Consider the following 20196-nt stretch of genomic DNA (forward strand, 5'->3'; position numbering starts at 1 on the left):
TGGGCACATGCTTCTGTGGAGCGCGCCGAATGGGCGCCTCGGCCCCTGTTGTTCCGGGCCTTATTGTGGAGGCATGAGGATCCACATTGCCGCCCTGGGCGGAACGATTGCGTCTGTTCCCACCGAGTCCGGAGGGGTGTCTCCCAGCGTTTCCGGCGAAGACATTGCACGCGCCGCCCGCCTCGACACGATTGACGTCGGTTCTGTGGTTGGCCACGTTGCCCCACCCGCGGGGCAGGCGGGTGAGGAAGGCGGCCAGGGGGCAGGCGCCTCGTCATCCGGTCTGCAGCTGACCTTCGAGCAGGTGGCACAGGTCGGCTCCGGCTCGATCACGGTCGAGCACCTGGTGAGCGTCGTGGAATCGGCGCGGACTGCTGCGGATGAAGGGGCCGTTGGGGTTGTGCTCACGCAGGGCACAGACACGCTCGAAGAAACTGCGTTTGTGCTGTCGCGGATCAACGATTCGGGTGTTCCGATTGTGGTCACTGGGGCCATGCGCAACCCGTCCCTGCCCGGCGCTGATGGCCCTGCAAATGTGCGGGCGGCTGTCATTGCGGCACTGTCGCCGCAGGTCCGGGGCCTGGCGAGTGCCTTGGTAATGGCCGATGAAATCCACGACCCCGTTTTTGTGCGCAAAGACCACACGAGCTTCATCCACGCTTTTTCCTCCGGACCTTCTGCTGGGCCGCTGGGCTGGGTGAGCGAAGACCGTGTCATCCTGCCGCATGTTCCGGCAGCCGGAGTGGCAGGAGCGGCCGGGGCGGCACCTCGTCCCCAATTCCCCGGCCTGACCAGCGCGGATGTGTTCCCTCAGGTGGCTGTTATTGCCATTGGCTTGGGAGATTCGCTGGCGATTCTCGATGCTGTTGCCGATGCCGGTTATGCCGGCTGTGTCCTTGCAGGTGTTGGAGGTGGGCACGTGCCGCAGTCGGCGCTTCCTCCGGTTGAGCGACTGGCTCAGCAGATGCCGGTGGTGTACTCGTCGCGCACGGGTTCGGGGTCTGCGCTGGAGAACACCTACGGCTATCCCGGCGCTGAAATCGGTTTGCAGAAGATGGGACTTGTGCCCTCGGGTGTGCTCGATCCCTATAAGGCGCGGCTGCAGCTGCGGCTGGCGCTGGCTGTTGGTGGGGTCGGCGGTGTCGGTGGGGATGGTGCCGACGTTCGTGCTGACGTCGAGGCGGCTTTCGCTCCCTTCCGCCCCGGTTTCACGCGCTAATGCAGATTTGCGCGTAAATGCGCCACAACAACGCGTGAAACTGCAATAAAGCGTGAAACTACGCCCACAAACGGGCGGCAGCGTAGGAAGAACAGGCACAACGCGCCAACACAGCACACCACCCCAACCGCCGACAACCCACAGAAACCGTCCGAAGCCCAGCCCCACCTCACCCACCAAACACGGCACCACCCAAGCCACACCAGACTCAGGCACTCATGCAGGCGCACCACCCAAGCCAGACTCACGCAGTAATGCAGATTTGCGCTTTAATGCGCTGCAACAACGCGTGAAACCGCATTAAAGCGCAAATCTGCACCGGCAAGAGGGCAAAACCAGTCCGGCATCAGCGCCCAGTGCCGTTTACGGCTGCGCGTCTACAGCTTCGGGGCGGGCGGCAGGGCCCACGAAGGGTCGGGCTGAAACAGCGTCCAATCCCTGTCAAAAGCCCAGTGACCGGAGCGCATCTGGTCAAGAGCCAGGCGCTTTTCGGCTTCGATTGCCGCGGCAATGCCGTCATCCCATTGACCGAAGCGGACGGCGGCTTCCAGTTCGTCTCGGTCTTTTTCTTCCACCGTCCCGTCCGGCCGCACCAGAATGTCGAGCACGTGATCCGCAGTGAACAGGGAATCCCCTGCAAGGGTGTGCGGGTGCTCCAGATTGATGTACCAGCTGCGGAACTCGCCCGTTCCCGCCCAGAACAGCCAGACCGAAAACGGCATGCCCGCAGGCACAATCCGCAGCACACCCGTGCCGTGCCAATGCCGCCGATAGCTGACACGGTCAGTGGCCGAAGGTGAAAAACGCTCGGCGTAGCCCAGGTCGTGCAGATTGACGTCCTCGCGGCCGGCAAAACGACTGTCGACCGTCGGAGTATCGCCGGCAAGCCACACAACCAGACCGCGCTCATCATGCTGAACAACGCGCACCGGCTGGACTACCTCGGTGCCGTGGGCTTCAAAATCGTGCCGCCTGAACCGCCAGTTCAGAAGCGAACCGCGGGACAAAAACGGTGCCTGGCCCACTCCCCTGCCTTCCGGATGGGGAACAGCAAATGGCCCCAGCGGATCGAGCGGACCAGAATGCTGGCGAACCCGAACCGAATTGAGAATCTCAGCCACGCAGCTGCGCCCATTCCTCAACCACCCACGGGCTGAAGGCAAACGGCGCCTGGCGCAGAACATCTGTCAGCGCATCAGGATCAATCCATGCAAAATCCATGACTTCGTCAGTCACCGGCAGAAGCTCGCCGTCGATCTTCGCCGAAAACACGGGGCAGATTTCGTTTTCGACAACACCCGATGCGTCAATCGCCCGATACCTAAAGTCCGGCAGGATTTCGGTGATCTCAACGACCTTGGTGCCCAGTTCCTGCGCAGCGCGCCTTTCAATGGCTGCTGTGAACGATTCCCCCGGTGCGGGATGCCCGCAGAAGGAATTGGTCCACACACCGGGCCACGTGGCCTTGCCCAGTGCCCGTCGAGTCATAAGCACCTGGCCCAAGTCGTTGTACAGAAAACACGAAAACGCCAAGTGCAGCGGGGTGTCAGCAGTGTGCACAACAGCCTTGTCAGCCTCACCAATGGGCTTGCCGTCTTCATCGAGAAGAACAACGTACTCCGTCATGCGGACACTCCTTGGGCTGGCGGACCTTGCGGCTGATGTTCTCACCCTATCGGCTGGCACTGACACGACTATCCGGCCAGCAGTTCAACCGGAGCACCACTGACGAGGTGGAGGGCACCTCGGCAACCACCGGCACCTTGGCAGGTACCGGAACCTCCCAGGCTCCCGGCCAGTAGCCGTTACACCTTTTCAGCTGGCAGCCGGACTTCCATTTCGGCCGACGGCAAGTGCTTCTCGCGCGGACGGATGAACAGCCAGTACACGCCATAGCAGACCGGCACCACGCCCAAACCGATGACAAGCGACAGCCTCTGGGTGGGATCGAGCGCCATGCCGACGAACACAGCCAGATTGAGCAGCACCACGAGGATCGGCACCGCTGGGAAAAGCGGCACCCGGTAAGGAAGCTGCTTGACGTCCCCACCGGACTTCACGAACTTGATGCGGAACGAGTACTGGGTGAGCGCAATCGTGATCCACGACAGCGCACCGCCGATGCCGGAGACCGACATGAGGAACACGAAAAGCGTGTCCTCTGCAACGAAGCTCGACAGCAGCGACAGCAGCCCGAACACCATCGTGAAGATCAGCCCACCATAAGGAGAACCATTCTTGAGTGTGCGCGTGAAGAACTTCGGCGCATGCCCGTCGTGGCCAAGCGACCACAGGATGCGCGAACACATGTACAGGCCGGTGTTGCCCACCGACAGGATCGACACCAACACGACAAAGTTCATGATGTCCGCTGCAAAGGGAATGCCGATCGCTTCGAACACCGTGACGAACGGACTTTCAGAAAGTCCCGCCTGACGCCACGGGATGAGCGCAATGAGGATGACAACAGCACCCAAGTACAGAAACACCAGACGGAACACGATCGTCCGCACCGCCTTGGGGACCGCTTTGGCGGGGTTTTCCGCCTCGCCAGCGGCAACACCCATGACTTCTGAGCCCATGAACGTGTAGATAACCGTCATCATCGCGGCTAGAACCGCACCGATCCCCGTGGGGAAGAAACCGCCGTCTGCGTAGAAGTTGTCCCACCTGGGCCGCGTCTCACCGTCCATGCCGACCAAGCCGACAAGCACCAGGCCGCCGATCACAATGAACGCGGCAACCGCCGCCACCTTGACGAACGCCAAACCGGATTCAACCTCCGCGAAGCCGCGGACGCTGAACAGGTTGATGACGAACAGCACGACGATGAACACACCGGACCACACCGCCGTTGGAACATCCGGGAACCAGAACTTCATGACAATGCCGGCCGCCAAGAACTCCAGGCCGATGAAGCTTGCCCACGACAGCCAGTAGATCCAGCCGATCGTGAATCCCGTCCCGGGCCCTAGGAGCTTTGTGGCGTGCGCCTGAAAAGACCCGGAGGCCGGCATCACCGACGACGTTTCACCCAGACACGACATGGTCAGCCACAGGAGGAAACCGCCGACAACATACGCGGCGATCGTCCCGCCGGGACCAGCACGGTTGATGACATCACCCGTGCCCAGGAACAGTCCCGTGCCGATGACCCCGGCGAGCGCAATCATGAACATGTGACGGCTCTTGATGCTGCGCTTGAGCGCCTGCCGCTTGTGTCCGCGCACGCCCTTGGGGATCGGGTCTTCCACACGAACGCTGCTGACACGGTTGTTGTCATGACCTGACATCGATGAAGCCTCTCGTTGGTGGGCTTTTAACTATTCGCCCACCAACGGAGATAGTCAAGGCTGCCGCCGGGCTCCCTCCCCGACCGCGGCCGTGCTTTATTCGTCGAAATCGTCCTCTTCGGAGTAGTCTCCACCGGCATCCCAGTAGCCGATTTCAAGGTCACCCACACCGGCGTTGATGTGCACTGGGATGTCCTCACCGACTTCTGACATGTCAGCCACTCGCTTGGCTTCGATTTCGATTGTGGTGCTGCCCAGGTTGGCCTGCCCGTCATCGACGATGACGTACCCCCGTCCGTTCTCCATGTCTTTCGGATCGGTCAGCAGCAAGCTGGCGGAGCCGGCTGCCACACTGAGGTCGACACCTTCAACAGGCTGTGTATTCGGTCCCAGCTGCAGGTCAGCGCTTCCCGCGGTGACGTTGACGGACACCTTCTTCTTCGCATCGAGATGCTCCGCACCGACCTCACCGCCTTGAACTTTGAAGCTCGCGTCGTCGAAGACTCCGTCGACGTCGGCCTCGCCGCCCTTGATGTCGATCGCCAGCTTTTCGGCTTCACCTTCGACTTCTACGGCACCGCCGCGTATCGAGGCGGCAATGTCTTTGTACTTGCCGTCGACGTAGATCGCACCCCGACTGAGCTTCAAGTCGATTGCCAGCTTTTCGGCGAGGTCCTTCGGCAGGCCGATGGTCACCTCGGCTCCCCGTACGTTCTGAGGTTTGATGTCAAGAACCGCTGTCGATCCGCTCTTCTTCACCTTGACCGGGCCTGCGCCGGTGCTGGAGTCCTTGTGCTGCCGGTAGCGGGTGTCGAACCAGCCGGTGACCTGCGACTCCAGCGGCATGTCCCGGTCTCCGATCTCCGCGGAATCCACGACGATCACCTCGGCGAGGTTCGTATTGATTTCGAGCCGGTCGATGCCTTCGGGAATCGCGCCGTTCTGTGTTCTGTGCTCGTAGCTGGCTGATGCCACCATCGTGACGGCAATAACGCCGAGCGGCACGATCAGGGCGAGCACCGCCGCGATGGTGATCGCGATCTTCCACCCAATGCGCGATGACTTCCGCGCGGGTGTGGGCTGGCCGGGGTGCTGCCCCGGCGGCACAGGCTGCCCCGGCTGCCCCGGCTGCTGGGCTGGCTGGTTGGAATTACGAGGTGTCGGCATGGGCTGGGTGGTCATGTCAGGCTCCCAAAAACTTCAGGACCGCGAGGATGCGGCGGTTGTCGTCGGCTCCGGCTGACAGGCCGAGCTTGGTGAACACCGACGAAATGTGCTTTTCGACTGCTCCGGCACTTAAGAACAGTGCGGAGGCGATGGCTGAGTTCGACTTGCCTTCGGCCATGAGTGCCAGAACTTCGCGTTCACGGGCCGAAAGCTGGTCAATTCCCGTGTCCCGGCGGGAACGCACCATGATCTGGCTGACGACTTCCGGATCGAGCACCGTGCCGCCGGCGGCGACCTTGTCGACTGCTTCCAGGAAGTCGCTGACGTCTGCCACGCGGTCTTTCAGCAGGTAGCCGAAACCGCCGGAATTGTCGGCAATGAGATCTGATGCGTAGCGCTCTTCTACGTACTGGGAAAGGACGAGAACTCCAACTTCCGGGTTCTGCGCGCGGATGAGCACAGCCGCCCGGATGCCCTCATCCGTGAACGTCGGCGGCATCCGCACATCGACGATCGCCAGATCAGGTTCGTGGGCGCTGACCGCGCCGAGCAGATCCGTCGCATCACCCGTCGTGTGGACGATGTCGTGGCCGGCATCGGTCAGCAGGCGCACCAGGCCTTCCCGCAGGAGGACAGAGTCTTCGGCAATCAGAATGCGCATGGCACCTCGACTTTCAGTTCGGTTGGTCCGCCCTCGGGCGATGAGAATTCCCAGCTGCCGCGCACAGCCCGCACCCGGTCCCGCAGCCCCGCAAGACCCGAATTTCCGTGCACCGGGAGGTGAGCTCCACCTCGTCCGTTGTCAGAAACCTCGATCTGCAGTCGGGAAAGGTCGGCGGTCATGCCGACCCGCACAGTCGCGCGGGTGGCGTGCGCGTGCTTGTTGATGTTGGTGAGGGCTTCGGCCACAACGAAATAGGCGACGGACTCGATATCGCGGTCGATGCGCCCGGGCAGATTCACGGTGAGGTCCACCGGGACGACCGACTGGGCTGCCAGGCCGGACAGGGCGGCATCGAGGCCGCGGTCGCCCAGCACGGCCGGCTGCAGGCCGCGCACCAGACGGCGCAGTTCCGCAACCGCCTGCTTGGAATCTTCGTGTGCTTCCGCAATGAGAGTGCGGGCCCCTTCGGGGTCGGTTTCGAGTTTCGCCTTCGCCATGCCGATCTTCATCGACTGGGCCACCAGCATGGGCTGCACGCCGTCGTGAAGGTCGCGCTCGAGGCGGGCGCGCTCAGTTTCTGCGGCACCAACCGCTCCCTGCCGGGCGTCGTCGAGGGCCGTGACCTCTTGTGTCAGAGTGTCAGCTTTCGACGGCGCCAACAGCAGCTTGTCGATCGCACGGTCAAGCATGGCCGAGTACCACAGGATGACCAGGGTGAAGACCGTCAGAACTACAGCGAGAACAAAGCGCAGCGGCCTGTCGACGTTGTCGAAAACGATCTCCTGGCTGATGGTGTCCGACACGGCGATGCCGAAGAACACGATGGCAAAGGCGAGTGCCAAAAACGACAGCCCGCCCAGGACGGCACCCGTGAAGGACTTGAGGAAATGATGGGCGGTACCACGCCAGAAAACGGCCGAAGTCACCGACCGGCCCAACCACTTAAGCCATTCAGTGAAACCGGGTCCACGCTGCGGCATCTGCGGTTTGGGGTAGCCCAGGCTGTAAATCGATTCAGCGCGGTGGCGCTCCACGATGTTGATGCCCCACTGAAAGTAGAACCACGCCAGCAGGAAGATGATGCCGGAACCGGCAGCCGGCAGTGCCGACAGTCCGCCGAAGAACAGGAAGATGGACAGGCAGGAGATCGTCCACCAGACAAAACCGGAGGCCAGCAGGTTCACTGTGCCTATCAGCCCCGGATGTCCGGCTGGTTTGATCCAGCTGCCGTCCTGTGTCTGAGATTTCATGCTTCAATCCTCGCGGGGCCGCAATCAGATTCCCATGGTGAAAGCCCGAGGAACACTGAGGGTTTTCCCTACTTTCCGCTCTACAGTAAACCGCATGAATCAGCATTCCCCGGTGCGCTCCAAAGCTCGCACGCAGATTCTCTTCTTCTTAGCCGCAAGCGCCGGTGTGACCATGTTCGGCATGTACCACGTGCTCGAAGCGCTCGGCTACATTGCGCCACCGCGACCGTTCGGTGATTCGATCGGCACGGTGGCATTCGGGGTTGACATCGCCCTGGGCGTGCTGGCGCTGGCGCTGCTGCCGTCCGCCATTCACCACGACCCCATGGAAGTTGAATACGGCTACGTCGGTCCGCCCTCAGCACTCGTAGCCTGCCTGGTGATCCTGTCTGTCTGGATGGTGTCAGTCCTGGCGGCACCCGCCGGAGCCATTGTGCTCATCTCACTGTCGGCCAGGCTGTCGCTGTACTGGACAGTGCCGGCGGTCTGCGCGTCACTCATGTCCGCACTCGTCTACCAGCTGACCCACAACCCCGCGGATCCGAACATTTCGTGGTCGACCGTGCTGGGCTCGGTTGTTCTCACGCTGACGCTCATAGCCATGGGATCCGTCCGCGGTCTCGTGCTGCGCCGCCAGGCCGAACGGGCCAAGCAGGCCAAACAGGCCCGGCAGGCGCAGTCTGCTGGGTAGAGTAGCCACCATGACTCACTCGACGTCCGAGCCCTCGGCTCCGCACAATGCGGCTCGTGCGGGTGACGATCCAATGATCCGGGTGCGCGATGCGCAGCTTCACAACCTGAAACACGTCGACGTCGACCTGCCGCGGGATACCCTCGTGGCGGTCACCGGTGTTTCGGGTTCGGGCAAATCCAGCCTGGCCTTCGGCACCATCCACGGCGAGGCGCAGCGTCGCTACCTGGAGTCTGTCTCCCCCTTCGCGCGCCGCCTCATCGGCGGCGCGGTCAACCCGCGCGTCGGCTCGATCACGGGCCTGCCGCCGACGGTGGCACTGCAGCAGTCCACCACCCTGGGCGGGGCACGCTCCTCCGTGGGCACGATCTCGAATATCTCAAACAGCATTCGGCTGCTCTTCTCCCGCTCCGGCAGCTACCCGGACGGTATGCGCGAACGGCTGGAATACGGCAGGCTCGACTCCGACGCCTTCTCGCCCAACACCACCGCCGGCATGTGCCCCGAGTGCCAGGGAACCCGCACCGTGCACCGGCCGACAGAAGAGTCAATGGTGCCGGATCCCAGCCTGTCTATCAGGGACGGCGCGATCGCCGCGTGGCCGGGAGCGTGGCTGGGTAAGAACTTCCGAGACATCCTGGGCACCCTCGGCTACCCACTCGACGTCCCGTGGCGAGATATTCCTCAAGAGGACCGCGACTGGATTCTGTTCACGGACGAACAGCCGGTGGTCACCGTCCACCCGGTGCGGGACGAAAACGCCATGCAGGGGTCGTATAGGGGCAAATGGCGCTCGGTTGCCACCTACCTCACCGAGTCCCTGGCGGAAACGGAGTCAGACAAGACCCGCCGCCGAGTGCTCTCCTTCATGCATTCATCGACATGCCCAACCTGCCAGGGCCGCGGCTTCCAGCCGGATACCCTGCTGGTCACCTACGCCGGTTACGCCATCGACGAATTCAACGACTTGGCGTTGAAGGACGTTCTGGCTGTGTTGGAGGACCGCCTCGAGCACCTGGCGGGGATCGCTAAGCAGCAGTGGAACGAGCACGACGAGGCCGAAGAGCTGCTGCTGGATCAGGTGCTGCCCACGGTCCGCGCGGCGATCGAGCTGGGGCTGGGACACCTGAGCCTGTCGCGGCCGGCACGGAGCCTGTCTGCCGGCGAGCATCAGCGTCTGCGGCTGGCCTCCCAGCTGAACTCGAGCCTGTTCGGCACGGCCTATGTGCTGGATGAGCCCTCGGCCGGCCTGCACGTCGTAGAGCGGAAGGCAGTCTCCGAGCTGCTGCAGCGCTTCATCGACGCGGGCAATTCGGTGCTTCTGGTGGAGCACGATATGTCCCTGGTCGCCGGATGCGATTGGATCGTAGATATTGGCCCTCGCGCCGGTGAGCGCGGCGGGCAGCTGGTGTTCTCCGGCCCTACGGACCAGTTCCGCGCCAACGCCGAGCAGCTGGGCTCGCCCACTGCCGCCGCCCTGAACGAGGACTTTCCCGAGCTGACGGACACCCCGGCTGGCACCGGTGAATCCATCAGCCTGCGCGGCGTGCACGCGCGCGCCTTCGACGGGGCCGACGTTGACTTCCCGCTGGGGGCTCTCACCGCGATCACGGGAGTATCCGGTTCCGGAAAATCCACCCTCGTCATCGGGGTGCTGGCCGATGTGGCGTCCCGCTCAGCCAAGCAGGTAGTCGGCACCGAAGAAGCCACTGACGAAGATTCTGATGCTGAGGTCACGGCGGATTCCGACGACTCCCGGAATTTCCGAGTGGACAGCGCAGCGGGGGTCGATGAGATCCGCCGGCTGGTTCACATCACCCAGAAGCCGATTGGGCGCACCGTTCGTTCAACCGTCGCGACCTATACGGGCCTGTTCGATCACGTGCGCAGGCTCTTTGCTGACACCCCGGAGGCCAAGCGGAGGGGAATGTCGGTGTCGGACTTTTCCTACAACACGAAAAAGGGCCGCTGCCCGGAGTGCGATGGCGCGGGCAGCATCGAAGTTGAGCTGGTGTTCCTGCCCGGCACGTACACCACCTGCCCGGCCTGCCACGGCAAGCGCTATAAGCCGGAGATCCTTCAACTGCAGTGGAACGACCGCAGCATCGCGGATGTTTTGGCGCTGACCGTAGACGAGGCGCTGGAGGTCTTCGCCGAAGAACCGAAAGTTCTGCGCTCTGTCGAATTCCTGCATGCACTCGGCTTGGGCTACCTGCGCCTGGGACAGGGCTCCCCGGAGCTGTCAGGCGGCGAAGCGCAGCGCATCAAGCTGGCTTCCGAAATGCAGCGGGGCTCCAGCCGCAAGCACAGCCTGTACCTCCTGGACGAGCCGACAACGGGGCTGCACCCGGCGGATGTGGACCTTCTGCTCACCCAGCTGCGCCGCCTGGTCGACGACGGCGCGACAGTGGTCGTCATCGAGCACGACCTCCGGGTGGTCGCGCAGGCCGACCACGTCATCGACATCGGCCCGGGAGCCGGCGACGAGGGCGGCCAGATTCTGGCCACCGGGACGCCAGCGGCGGTCGCCCAACAGGGTCTGCGCCCGGATTCGCGTTCGGTGACGGCCCAGGTGCTGGCCGAACGAGCCGGCTTGAGCTGAGCCTCGGAATCCGGCTTACGGGAGCACAGCCGCCCACAAGAACGCGCGCCCAAAAACAGACGAGGTGCCGCTCCCCAAAACGGGGACGGCACCTCGACCGGTCACAGCTGAGGTGACCTCAGCTCACGCGGATCATTTCGGCTGCATGCGGATGGCGCCGTCCAAACGGATGGTGTCGCCGTTGAGCATGGGGTTGCGCACGATCGATTCGACCAGCTGGGCGTATTCGGCGGGCTTGCCCAGGCGTGCCGGGTGCGGAACCATTTTGCCGAGCGAATCCTGAGCTTCCTGCGGAAGCCCGGCCATCATCGGGGTTTCGAAGATGCCCGGTGCGATGGTGACCACGCGGATGAGCGATTCGGCGAGTTCGCGGGCCATCGGCAGGGTCACGGCAGCCACACCGCCCTTGGAGGCCGAGTACGCGATCTGGCCGATCTGGCCGTCAAAAGCTGCGACCGAAGCGGTGTTGATGATGACGCCGCGCTCTTCGCCGTCCGGTTCGCCCTGCTGCATTGCCGCAGCTGCCAGACGTGCCACGTTGACGGTGCCGACCAGGTTGATGCCGACGACCTTGCTGAAGGTCTCGAGTTCCAGCGGGCCACGGCGCGAAACGAGCTTGCCGGGTGTCGCCACACCGGCGCAGTTGACGACGATGCGCAGGGGGCCGAGTTCAACTGCCTTGTCGACAGCGGCTTGAACCTGCTCTTCGTTCTGCACGTCGGCCTTGACGAAGTGGGCGCGTTCGCCGAGTTCTTCTGCGGCCTTCGCACCGGCTTCTTCGTTGAGATCGATCATGACGACGTTGGCACCGGCCGCGAGCAGACGCTCGGTTGTCGCACGGCCAAGACCGGACACGCCGCCGGTGACGAGGGCAGATACTCCCTGAATTTCCATAGCTATCTCCTCACTGTGGTGTTGCACAGCTCACTTTAGCGGCAAGTGATGCACCTTACGAACGGGGCTTGGGACGGAAGCGCTCCAGCGGATCAGTGACCACTTCGATGACGGTCGGCGCGGTGATTTCGCCGAGTTCTCCCAGCACCGAATCGAGTTCATCCAGGGAGCTCACGGTGTGCCCGGCAGCGCCCATTCCTCGGGCCATGGCGGCAAAGGACGGCCATTCGACGAACGAGGTTTCGCCCTTGGAACCGAAGTTCTCCAGCTTGTAGAACTCGGCACCGTAGCAGGAGTCGTTGAGCACGACGACCACCAGCGGCAGGCCGTCGCGCACCGCGGTGGAGACCTCCATGAGCGAGTGCATTGCCGCTCCGTCGCCGACCCATACGACCGTCGGGCGCGACGAATCCGCGTAGGCCGCGCCGACACCCAGGGGGATGGCCAGACCGATCGCACCGAAGTAGCCGGCGAAGTCCCACTTGCCGGGGTCGACAACCATGTGCTGAACGACCGACGGGAAGTACATGCCGATGTCGGACACCTGGTTGATCTGCTTCTGGCCGTCGTGGCTGATGGCCGTGCTGATCCGCATTGCCGCGTCACGCACGTCAATGTGGTCTTCGCGCGAGGTGGAGCGGTAGTCATCGAGTGCCTCCCGCTGGGGGCGGTCCTCAAGTGCCGCAACGTACTTGGGTGCCGGGCGGCTGTCCGCGTCCGGGTCGGCTTCCAGCAGGGTTCCGGCAAGAGCGTCGACCGCTGCCGCAACATCCGCCTGGATGGCGACGTCGACGGGACCGTATTTGCCGAGCGCTTCGGCGCAGCTGTCCACCTGGATGACCTTCTTGCCCTCCATCAGGTGGTAGTGGTCGGTCTGCCAGTTGTTCAGTGACGCCCCGAAGGCGATGACGACATCAGCGTCGCCCATGTACTCAACGCCGACTTCATTTGACAGGGTGCCGTGGATGCCGAGGTTTTCCGGTTCGCCGCGGAAAAGGTCCTTTGCAATGAGCGAGGTCATGACGGGAGCGCCGATCATGCGGGCGAAGCGCAGAACAGAATCGCGCGCACCTGCCGAAATGACACCTCGTCCGGCCAGGACCAGTGGACGCCGGGCCGACATGAGGTAGCCCAGAGCGTCCTCGACCCGGTCGGAGTCCGCGCCGAGCACCGATGCGGGCTGGCTGAGGTCGGGCAGTTCGGGCAGGTCGACTTCGTCGTTCATCTGCGCGTAGGGGATGTTGACGATCACCGGCTGCTGGCGAGCGCGCGCCCGCATAACGGCCTTGTGGATCGTCTTCACTGCATCTGCGCCGGAATAGGAACGCTCATAGGCGGCACCTGTCAAAGCTGCGACTGCCGCGATGTCGATGCGCTGGTAGTGCTCATTGACGTCCGGGGTGTCGCCGGTCAGCAGCACCAGCGGTGTGCGGGCGCGCGCAGCTTCGGTCAGTGCGGTGATGGCGTTGGTGATTGCGGGGCCGAAGGTGACAGTCGCCATGCCGACTTCGCCCGAGAAGCGGGCGTAGCCGTCAGCTGCCAAAACGACAGCGTCTTCGATTGACATGCCGATGTAGCGACCGTCGGTCTGCTCAATGAAATGACCCAGATACGCGAGGTTGGCATCACCCATAAGGCCGAACAGCGGCTTGCCAGAACGTTCGTGGGCAAGGAAGCGGCTGATCGCTTCGTAGTTCTTCACTGCGGACTCCTTTGTAACAGCGGCTGCGCATGGTGCACGCTGCACTGTACCCCGGCAGCGACCCTTTTGTATCCGGCAGCGACCCTTTTGTATGCAGAACGATCGTTTGAACCTACGATAGCCTGGCGTTTATGAAACGTTCAGGACAACAGCTCAAGGGCCGCGACGCTATTCTGCGCGCCGCGCGGGAAACATTTGCGGCTAAGGGATTCGACGGCGCATCCATCCGCGACATCGCCAACACGGCGGGGCTGAACCTGTCTGCCCTCTATTACTACTTCGATTCGAAGCAGGCTGCCCTTTTCGAACTCATCCGCACCAGCTACCAGGAGTTCAACACCGCAATCGACGAGGCCCTCAACGCCGCCGAACCGGACCCGGTTGCCCGCGTGGCCGTGTTTGTGCGCGTTCTTGTGCGCTACCGGGCCGCGAACCTCGCAAGCTCCCGGCTTCTGCTGCTCGAAACAGAGCGCCTGAGCGAGGACTACCGGCCTGAGATCGATGAGCTGCGCGTCTTCACCCGCGGTCAGCTGTACGAACAGGTCCGCCTTGGCAAAGAGCAGGGTGTTTTCGACATCGACAACCCCGACCTCGCGGCCCGCTCCATTCTGGCCATCAGCAATGTCCTCCCCCAGTGGTGGAATCCGGACGGCCCACTGCAGGTGGACGACCTCGAACGCGAATACCTCGAGCAGAGCCTGCGGATTCTGGGCTGCACCGAACGCGGCGACCGCCTGACCGCCACAACGCTGCCACCGATCCCCTCTGACACCTGATCTGGGCACGCACACAGGCGGATCGAACCGGGAGCAAACTCGACCACCGACCCGGCGGTGTGAGCTGTTGCGCAATTTGGAACAATGAGGCTATGGCTCGCATTGTGAATACTGTTCTCGCGGACAAGGTGATGTCTGCCGAGGAAGCTGCTCGTTTCATCAACCCCGGCGACAACGTCGGAATGTCCGGCTTCACCGGAAGCGGATACCCGAAAGCCGTACCCACGGCACTGGCAAACCGCATAGAAGCAGCACACGATGCGGGGGAAGACTTCTCGATCGGACTGTTCACCGGGGCATCGACTTCGGATGAACTCGACGGAGCACTCGCCAAAGCCAAAGGTGTGCACTTCCGCACCCCGTTCAACACCGACCCCGACATGCGGGCAGCCATCAACAACGGCGACGTCGACTACCTCGACGCCCACCTGAGCCACCTGGCCCAGCAGGTGTGGTTCGGCTTCTACGGCAACCTCAACGTCGCCGTCGTCGAAGTCGCGGCCGTCCTGCCCAACGGCCTGCTGGTGCCCGGCGCGTCCGTCGGCAACAACAAAACCTGGCTCGACCTGGCCGACAAGGTCATCCTGGAAGTCAACGAGTGGCTGCCGAACGAAATCGAGGGCTTCCACGACATCTACTACGGCACCCACATCCCGCCGCACCGCAATCCCATCCAGATCCTGGACCCCGCACAGCGGATCGGCGACCCCTACCTGCGGGTTGATGAATCGAAGGTCGTTGCGGTCGTCAAAACCAACTCCCCGGACCGCGACAACAAGTTCAACCCGGTTGACGAAAAGTCCGAGGCGATGGCGAACTACCTCATCGACTTCCTCCGTTCGGAAGTCAAGAACGACCGCCTGCCGAAGAACCTGCTGCCGTTGCAGTCGGGCATCGGCAACGTCGCCAACGCGGTGCTCGCAGGCCTGCAGGAATCCGAATTCCGCAACCTCACGTCCTTCACCGAGGTGGTGCAGGACAACCTGCTGAGCCTCCTGGAAGAGGGCACGTTCACATCCGTGTCCGCCACTGCCCTGTCGCTGACCCGCGAAAAGGCCCAGTACTTCAACGACAACGTCGAAAAGTTCAAGGGCCGCCTGCTGCTGCGCCCGCAGGAAATGTCGAACCACCCCGAAATCGTCCGCCGCCTGGGTGTCATCGGCATCAACGGCATGGTCGAAGCCGACATCTACGGCAACGTCAACTCCACGCACATCACGGGGACGAAGGTCGTCAACGGAATCGGCGGTTCCGGCGACTTCGCACGCAACGCGTTCCTCAACTTCTTCGTTTCGCCGTCCACCGCGAAGGATGACGCGATTTCGTCGATCGTGCCGTTCGCCAGCCACGTCGACCACACGGAACACGACACCCAGGTAATCGTCACGGAACAGGGAATTGCAGACCTGCGCGGGCTTTCGCCAATCAAGCGCGCCCGCCGCATCATCGACAACTGTGCCCACCCGGACTTCCGCGACCGGCTCACCGACTACCTTGACCGGGCCGTTGCCGCCGACCCCGGCGGTCAGCACACACCGCACATTCTCGAAGAAGCGCTCAGCTGGCATATCAACCTGCGTGAGAACGGAAAGATGTGATCATGTTCGAAGAACCCACCTGCTCAGTCACCGAAGTCCCCGACGACGCGATCGTCCTTGACGTGCGCGGGCGCGACGAATTCGCCGCCGGCCACATCAAAGACGCCATCAACGTTCCACTGGACGAACTGCAGGAACGGCAAGACGAGGTGCCATTCGACGTCGACGTGTACGTCATCTGCCGCACCGGTCGCCGCTCGGCACACGCCACTCAGTTCCTCAACATGGCCGGCCACGACTGCATCATGGTTGTCGGCGGCATGGACCAGTGGCACCACGAAGCCGAACTGCCGATCGTGGCCGAAGGCGATGCCGCGCCATACGTGAAGTAAAGCTGCGCGCGGAATAAAGCCGCGTCTGAAGAAAAGCCCTCAGAGACAGCGAGCGGGCCGGAAGGAAAACCTTCCGGCCCGCTCTGTTTGGTCAAGGCAAGCAGTCGTTGACAGCCGCCCTCACCAGGGCTGTCAGCGATGCTTCCGGCGTGCCGACAGCCAGTTTTTGGGGCTCACGGCCAGTCTGAGGATGGCCGCGGAGCATTGCCCATAATGCACCACACGATGCCATTTTCGAAACTTTACAGCCACCGTTGCGGACCAATTCCGAGCATCCGGAATCCGCTATTCAAGATTTACCGGTCCCACGGTGGAACTGAGCCGATAACTTCGGCACACTCTGCTGTATGAATGACCGCGCTGGACTTCCCGCTTCTGAAAGCGACCTCACCGACATCCCGCAGCTGCTGGATGACTACCACGACATCGTCCCGGGCCCGGACGATCCGGCCCAGCGGGTGTCGTTCGGCACCTCGGGCCACAGGGGCACCAGCTCTGCGGGTTCGTTCAATGAGGCCCACATCGCGGCCATCACTCAGGCGATCGTGGAATACCGGCAGGCTCAGGGCATCACCGGCCCGCTGTTCCTGGCCCGCGACACGCACGCGCTTTCCGAACCGGCTTTCCTCACGGTCAACGAAGTTCTGGCGGCGGCGAACGTTCCCACGTTCATCGACGAACGTGACGGCTACACGCCCACTCCCGTGCTGAGCTTTGCGGTGCTGCGCCACAACCGTGAAGCCGCCGGCACCCACGGGCAGGCCGACGGCATCATCTTGACCCCCAGCCACAACCCGCCGACTGACGGCGGCATCAAGTACAACCCGCCGCACGGCGGTCCGGCCGGTGCGGAGGAAACCGCGTGGATTGAGAACCGTGCCAACGAACTCCTTCCCCGGTGGCAGGACATTCCGCGCACCGAGTTCCAGCGAGCGTTCCACCTGGAGAACACGCAGAACTTCGACTACATCGGCGCCTATGTCGGTGCGCTTGACGATGTTGTCGACATGCAGGCCATCCAGTCTGCTGGTCTGCGGATCGGCGCTGATCCTCTGGGCGGTGCGGCTGTCGACGTGTGGGCGGCGATTGCCGACACCTACGACCTCGATCTGACCGTCATCAACCCCACGATCGACCCCACGTGGTCGTTTATGCACCTGGACTGGGACGGCAAGATCCGCATGGACTGTTCGTCCGAGTACGCCATGGCCGGCCTGATCGACGCGCGTTCGAGCTTCGACATCGCCGTGGGCAACGACCCTGACGCGGACCGCCACGGCATCGTCACCCCGGATGGCGGACTGATGAACCCCAACCAGTACTTGGCCACCGCGATCGACTATCTGCTCACCCACCGACCCGGTTGGACTGCCGGCGCGCTCGGCAGTGCCGGGGTCGGCAAGACGCTGGTCAGTTCGCGCTTGATTGATGCGGTCATCACGTCTCACGGCAGGTCCGTGTACGAGGTGCCTGTCGGCTTCAAGTGGTTTGTTCCGGGTCTTCTGGACTCAAGCTTGGTCTTCGGCGGTGAAGAGTCCGCTGGTGCTTCGTTCCTCGACAAGCAGGGACGCCCGTGGAGTACTGATAAGGACGGCATCATCATGAGCCTCCTGGCCGCGGAAATGCTGGCGGTGACGGGGCAGACGCCTTCGCAGCGCTGCGCTGAGCTCATCCAGAAGCACGGCGAATTCACCTACCGCCGCGTGGAAGCTGCTGCCGACCGCGAACAGAAGGCGAAACTCAAGTCGATTTCGGCTGACAGCGTCACGGCTGACTCTTTGGCCGGTGAGCCGATTACGGCCGTGCGCTCTCACGCTCCCGGCAACGAAGCGGCGATCGGCGGTCTGAAGGTCGAAACCGAATCTGCGTGGTTTGCTGCTCGCCCTTCGGGTACGGAAGACATCTACAAGATCTACGCTGAATCGGCGCGCGGCAGCGAACACCTGCAGCAGGTCATCGACGAAGCGCAGGCACTCGTAGACTCGGTTCTGACTGACTGAGGACGGCCTGTTTAGGCGGGCGCTGGCTGAGGCGGTTGGCGGCCCCGTGAGGCGGGCGTTTGGCGGCCCCGTGAGGAACAGTTTCGCTGCGCCGTAACGTGGCATTTGGCGTTGCCGTGAGGCGGGCGTTTGGCCCGTTGTGTCGCGGTCTAGGATGAGACCATGTTCTCTGCCTACCGCGATATCTTCGGCATCCCCGGCGCTTTGAAGTTCTCCGCGGCAGGTCTTATCGCCCGATTGCCGATTGCCCTTCTGGGCTTGGGCGTGGTGCTGTTCATTCAGGCAGAAACGGGTTCTTACGCTCAGGCGGGAATTGTGGCCGCCACCTTCATGACCGCGCAGGCGATTTCGAACCCGCTTCTGGGCAAGCAGATTGACCGGCATGGCCAGGCGAAGGTCATGGTGCCCGCGACGATCATCCACGTCATCGGCCTGGCAGGCCTGCTGCTGGTGGTGTACCTGCGGCTGTGGCCGGGACTGCTGTTCGCCTCGGCCGCTGTTGCCGGCGCAACCGTCGGATCCGTTGGGGCTCTTGTCCGTGCTCGGTGGGCCGCGGTGACGAGGAACCAGAAAGAGCTCGACACCGCGTTTTCGTGGGAAGCGGTTGCCGATGAGCTCATGTTCGTTTCCGGACCGGCCGTTGTCACCGCTTTGGCCACCGCACTGTGGGCCCCTTCCGGTGTTGTTCTCTCGATGGTCGCCGTCACGATCGGCGCCATGCTCCTCTACCCGCAGAAAGCCACGGAACCTCCCACCAGCAAGCGCGAACCGCGAGCTATGCGCGGCAAAGTGCTGCGCAATCGCGGCATCCTGTTTGCTGTCATCGGCCAGTTCTTCTTGGGCATCAACTTCGGTGCGGTCGATGTTTCGACGATTGCCAGCGCCGAAGAACACGGGGTGAAGAGCGCCGCCGGAATTGCGCTTGCCGCCTATGCACTCGGCTCGCTCATTGCGGGCATCGTCTACGGTGCAGTGAATTTCCGCGCGCCGGTTCGCGTGCGCTACGCCGCTGCCGCGGGCGCCCTGGCGCTGCTGTCGTGGCCGCTGGTGTTCGCCCCGAACATGATGGTGCTGACCCTGCTCATGCTGCTTGTGGGCTTCGCGGTGTCGCCGACGCTCATCACCGGCAGTTCGGTTGTGCAGTCTTTGGCTCCGCCTAAGCGAATGACGGAAGCCCTTGCCTGGATTTCAACAGCCATCGGCTTCGGTGTTGCCGTCGGTTCTGCCGTGTCGGGAATCGTCATCGACCACTACGGCGCCCACGAGGGCTATCTGGTCACGGCGGTGTCCATGACGGCGGGGGCTCTGTTCATCCTGGCGGCCAACCGCTCGTTCGAACCGCCGAAACCGCAGCGCGTCGTTCTCGCCTGACAAACCTCGGGCAGGACTGTCATCGAACTAGCGTTCTCACTGATGGCTGTTTGAGCCTTGCACGTCACCGTCGGCCAAATGTATTCACTTGACGGGCGTCCGCCTCAAGAATCCACGGGACAGCACCGCCCGACACGCCCAAATCTGCGTTTGGAAAAAATCTTGACCAAAATCACACATTGTGACTGTTCTTTACGCTCACTCTCAGAGTACTATTGGGTTACCGCGGTGGTCCGGCTGAAAAATGTCTGGCCATCGCGGATTAATTTTGCCCGCTTTCGGGCCGCAGCCAGCTTCAGACCCCACCCCAGATCCCGGTGAGTGCACATCCCGTGCGCGCCCGGCGCCTCGTGCCCCAAAAAAACACCCGATAGCCGGAATCCACGCCTTAGCCGGGATCTGCGCCTTAGCCACAACAAAACACCCGATAGCCGGGATCTGCGCCTTAGCAGTCACTGCTAACGGGAGTTTCCATTGCTAAAGCGTGGCTGGGGGTGTGTAGCGAGCAGCGCCTCGTGAGCTTCCCCTCCCTGCCCGGCACCTCGTGGTTCCCTCCCCAGACCTCGGTGGGCGTGACTCCAGAGCGCGCCCGGCACCTCGTGCCCCAAAAAACACCCGATAGCCGGAATCCACGCCT

The 20196-nt window shown here is 63.0% G+C and carries 17 protein-coding genes; 9 read left to right on the plus strand and 8 right to left on the minus strand.

All coding sequences use genetic code 11. The features are described 5' to 3' along the window. Positions 1-73 precede the first annotated feature (73 nt). The gene (locus HMPREF3092_RS05145) at positions 74-1219 is read left to right on the plus strand and encodes an asparaginase (protein ID WP_070424061.1); all 1146 of its coding nucleotides are present in this window, start codon (positions 74-76) and stop codon (positions 1217-1219) included. Between the two features lie 377 nt (positions 1220-1596). Here the strand turns inward: HMPREF3092_RS05145 and HMPREF3092_RS05150 are convergent, their stop codons facing one another. Then, a complete protein-coding gene (locus HMPREF3092_RS05150; RefSeq protein WP_256174381.1) occupies positions 1597-2340 on the minus strand; it encodes a ribonuclease FAU-1 family protein in 744 nt (247 codons plus the stop codon). Continuing rightward, positions 2333-2845 carry an isopentenyl-diphosphate Delta-isomerase gene (idi, locus tag HMPREF3092_RS05155; protein WP_019174357.1) on the minus strand — a complete coding sequence of 171 codons (513 nt, stop codon included), beginning with the start codon at positions 2843-2845 and terminating at the stop codon, positions 2333-2335. The genes HMPREF3092_RS05150 and idi overlap by 8 nt, the downstream gene beginning before the upstream one ends. Positions 2846-2880: 35 nt before the next feature. Here idi and HMPREF3092_RS11335 point away from each other — a divergent pair, with 35 nt between their 5' ends. Next, a complete protein-coding gene (locus HMPREF3092_RS11335; protein WP_176745699.1) occupies positions 2881-3021 on the plus strand; it encodes a hypothetical protein in 141 nt (46 codons plus the stop codon). Positions 3022-3024: 3 nt separating this feature from the next. Here HMPREF3092_RS11335 and HMPREF3092_RS05160 read toward each other — a convergent pair whose 3' ends face one another. The 4 genes from HMPREF3092_RS05160 to HMPREF3092_RS05175 all read right to left on the minus strand — a co-directional run bounded on the left by HMPREF3092_RS05160 (position 3025) and on the right by HMPREF3092_RS05175 (position 7593). Beyond that, positions 3025-4512 carry an amino acid permease gene (locus tag HMPREF3092_RS05160; protein WP_082784818.1) on the minus strand — a complete coding sequence of 496 codons (1488 nt, stop codon included), beginning with the start codon at positions 4510-4512 and terminating at the stop codon, positions 3025-3027. Positions 4513-4608: 96 nt separating this feature from the next. Then, positions 4609-5694 (minus strand): hypothetical protein, encoded by a 1086-nt coding sequence (locus HMPREF3092_RS05165; RefSeq protein ID WP_070424063.1) that lies wholly within the window; start codon positions 5692-5694, stop codon positions 4609-4611. Between the two features lies 1 nt (position 5695). Continuing rightward, positions 5696-6340, minus strand: coding sequence for a response regulator transcription factor (locus tag HMPREF3092_RS05170; protein ID WP_070424064.1), 645 nt, complete (start codon positions 6338-6340; stop codon positions 5696-5698). Next, positions 6328-7593 (minus strand): sensor histidine kinase, encoded by a 1266-nt coding sequence (locus HMPREF3092_RS05175; protein WP_070424065.1) that lies wholly within the window; start codon positions 7591-7593, stop codon positions 6328-6330. The genes HMPREF3092_RS05170 and HMPREF3092_RS05175 overlap by 13 nt, the downstream gene beginning before the upstream one ends. Before the next feature lie 94 nt (positions 7594-7687). Between HMPREF3092_RS05175 and HMPREF3092_RS05180 the strand changes: the two genes are divergently transcribed. Both HMPREF3092_RS05180 and HMPREF3092_RS05185 read left to right on the plus strand, forming a co-directional pair. Then, positions 7688-8284 carry a hypothetical protein gene (locus tag HMPREF3092_RS05180; protein WP_256174382.1) on the plus strand — a complete coding sequence of 199 codons (597 nt, stop codon included), beginning with the start codon at positions 7688-7690 and terminating at the stop codon, positions 8282-8284. 10 nt (positions 8285-8294) lie between these two features. Further along, the gene (locus HMPREF3092_RS05185) at positions 8295-10886 is read left to right on the plus strand and encodes an excinuclease ABC subunit UvrA (RefSeq protein ID WP_070424067.1); all 2592 of its coding nucleotides are present in this window, start codon (positions 8295-8297) and stop codon (positions 10884-10886) included. Between the two features lie 132 nt (positions 10887-11018). Here the strand turns inward: HMPREF3092_RS05185 and HMPREF3092_RS05190 are convergent, their stop codons facing one another. Both HMPREF3092_RS05190 and HMPREF3092_RS05195 read right to left on the minus strand, forming a co-directional pair. Beyond that, the gene (locus HMPREF3092_RS05190; RefSeq protein ID WP_019174350.1) at positions 11019-11780 is read right to left on the minus strand and encodes an SDR family NAD(P)-dependent oxidoreductase; all 762 of its coding nucleotides are present in this window, start codon (positions 11778-11780) and stop codon (positions 11019-11021) included. 55 nt (positions 11781-11835) lie between these two features. Next, positions 11836-13482: a thiamine pyrophosphate-binding protein gene (locus tag HMPREF3092_RS05195; protein WP_019174349.1), complete on the minus strand. Its 1647-nt coding sequence runs from the start codon at positions 13480-13482 to the stop codon at positions 11836-11838. A 131-nt stretch (positions 13483-13613) separates the two neighbouring features. Between HMPREF3092_RS05195 and HMPREF3092_RS05200 the strand changes: the two genes are divergently transcribed. The 5 genes from HMPREF3092_RS05200 to HMPREF3092_RS05220 all read left to right on the plus strand — a co-directional run bounded on the left by HMPREF3092_RS05200 (position 13614) and on the right by HMPREF3092_RS05220 (position 19559). Next, a complete protein-coding gene (locus HMPREF3092_RS05200; RefSeq protein ID WP_070424068.1) occupies positions 13614-14258 on the plus strand; it encodes a TetR/AcrR family transcriptional regulator in 645 nt (214 codons plus the stop codon). A gap of 92 nt (positions 14259-14350) precedes the next feature. Continuing rightward, complete coding sequence (locus HMPREF3092_RS05205; protein WP_070424069.1) at positions 14351-15856, plus strand: acetyl-CoA hydrolase/transferase family protein; 1506 nt, start codon at positions 14351-14353, stop codon at positions 15854-15856. A 2-nt stretch (positions 15857-15858) separates the two neighbouring features. Beyond that, entirely contained in the window at positions 15859-16188 is a 330-nt protein-coding gene (locus tag HMPREF3092_RS05210; RefSeq protein ID WP_062023020.1) for a rhodanese-like domain-containing protein, read from the plus strand. Between the two features lie 347 nt (positions 16189-16535). Further along, a complete protein-coding gene (pgm, locus tag HMPREF3092_RS05215) occupies positions 16536-18188 on the plus strand; it encodes a phosphoglucomutase (alpha-D-glucose-1,6-bisphosphate-dependent) (protein WP_070424070.1) in 1653 nt (550 codons plus the stop codon). A 162-nt stretch (positions 18189-18350) separates the two neighbouring features. Next, the gene (locus tag HMPREF3092_RS05220; protein ID WP_070424071.1) at positions 18351-19559 is read left to right on the plus strand and encodes an MFS transporter; all 1209 of its coding nucleotides are present in this window, start codon (positions 18351-18353) and stop codon (positions 19557-19559) included. The last annotated feature ends 637 nt before the right edge of the window (positions 19560-20196 follow it).

This window comes from Brevibacterium sp. HMSC24B04, from assembly GCF_001806835.1.
Taxonomy (GTDB): domain Bacteria; phylum Actinomycetota; class Actinomycetes; order Actinomycetales; family Brevibacteriaceae; genus Brevibacterium; species Brevibacterium ravenspurgense.

Coding starts and splice junctions, on each gene's coding strand:
- HMPREF3092_RS05145 (WP_070424061.1), top strand. CDS start 74: ATGAGGATCCACATTGCCGCCCTGGGCGGAACGATTGCGTCTGTTCCC.
- idi (WP_019174357.1), bottom strand. CDS start 2,845: ATGACGGAGTACGTTGTTCTTCTCGATGAAGACGGCAAGCCCATTGGT.
- HMPREF3092_RS11335 (WP_176745699.1), top strand. CDS start 2,881: ATGTTCTCACCCTATCGGCTGGCACTGACACGACTATCCGGCCAGCAG.
- HMPREF3092_RS05160 (WP_082784818.1), bottom strand. CDS start 4,512: ATGTCAGGTCATGACAACAACCGTGTCAGCAGCGTTCGTGTGGAAGAC.
- HMPREF3092_RS05165 (WP_070424063.1), bottom strand. CDS start 5,694: ATGACCACCCAGCCCATGCCGACACCTCGTAATTCCAACCAGCCAGCC.
- HMPREF3092_RS05170 (WP_070424064.1), bottom strand. CDS start 6,340: ATGCGCATTCTGATTGCCGAAGACTCTGTCCTCCTGCGGGAAGGCCTG.
- HMPREF3092_RS05175 (WP_070424065.1), bottom strand. CDS start 7,593: ATGAAATCTCAGACACAGGACGGCAGCTGGATCAAACCAGCCGGACAT.
- HMPREF3092_RS05180 (WP_256174382.1), top strand. CDS start 7,688: ATGAATCAGCATTCCCCGGTGCGCTCCAAAGCTCGCACGCAGATTCTC.
- HMPREF3092_RS05185 (WP_070424067.1), top strand. CDS start 8,295: ATGACTCACTCGACGTCCGAGCCCTCGGCTCCGCACAATGCGGCTCGT.
- HMPREF3092_RS05190 (WP_019174350.1), bottom strand. CDS start 11,780: ATGGAAATTCAGGGAGTATCTGCCCTCGTCACCGGCGGCGTGTCCGGT.
- HMPREF3092_RS05200 (WP_070424068.1), top strand. CDS start 13,614: ATGAAACGTTCAGGACAACAGCTCAAGGGCCGCGACGCTATTCTGCGC.
- HMPREF3092_RS05205 (WP_070424069.1), top strand. CDS start 14,351: ATGGCTCGCATTGTGAATACTGTTCTCGCGGACAAGGTGATGTCTGCC.
- HMPREF3092_RS05210 (WP_062023020.1), top strand. CDS start 15,859: ATGTTCGAAGAACCCACCTGCTCAGTCACCGAAGTCCCCGACGACGCG.
- pgm (WP_070424070.1), top strand. CDS start 16,536: ATGAATGACCGCGCTGGACTTCCCGCTTCTGAAAGCGACCTCACCGAC.
- HMPREF3092_RS05220 (WP_070424071.1), top strand. CDS start 18,351: ATGTTCTCTGCCTACCGCGATATCTTCGGCATCCCCGGCGCTTTGAAG.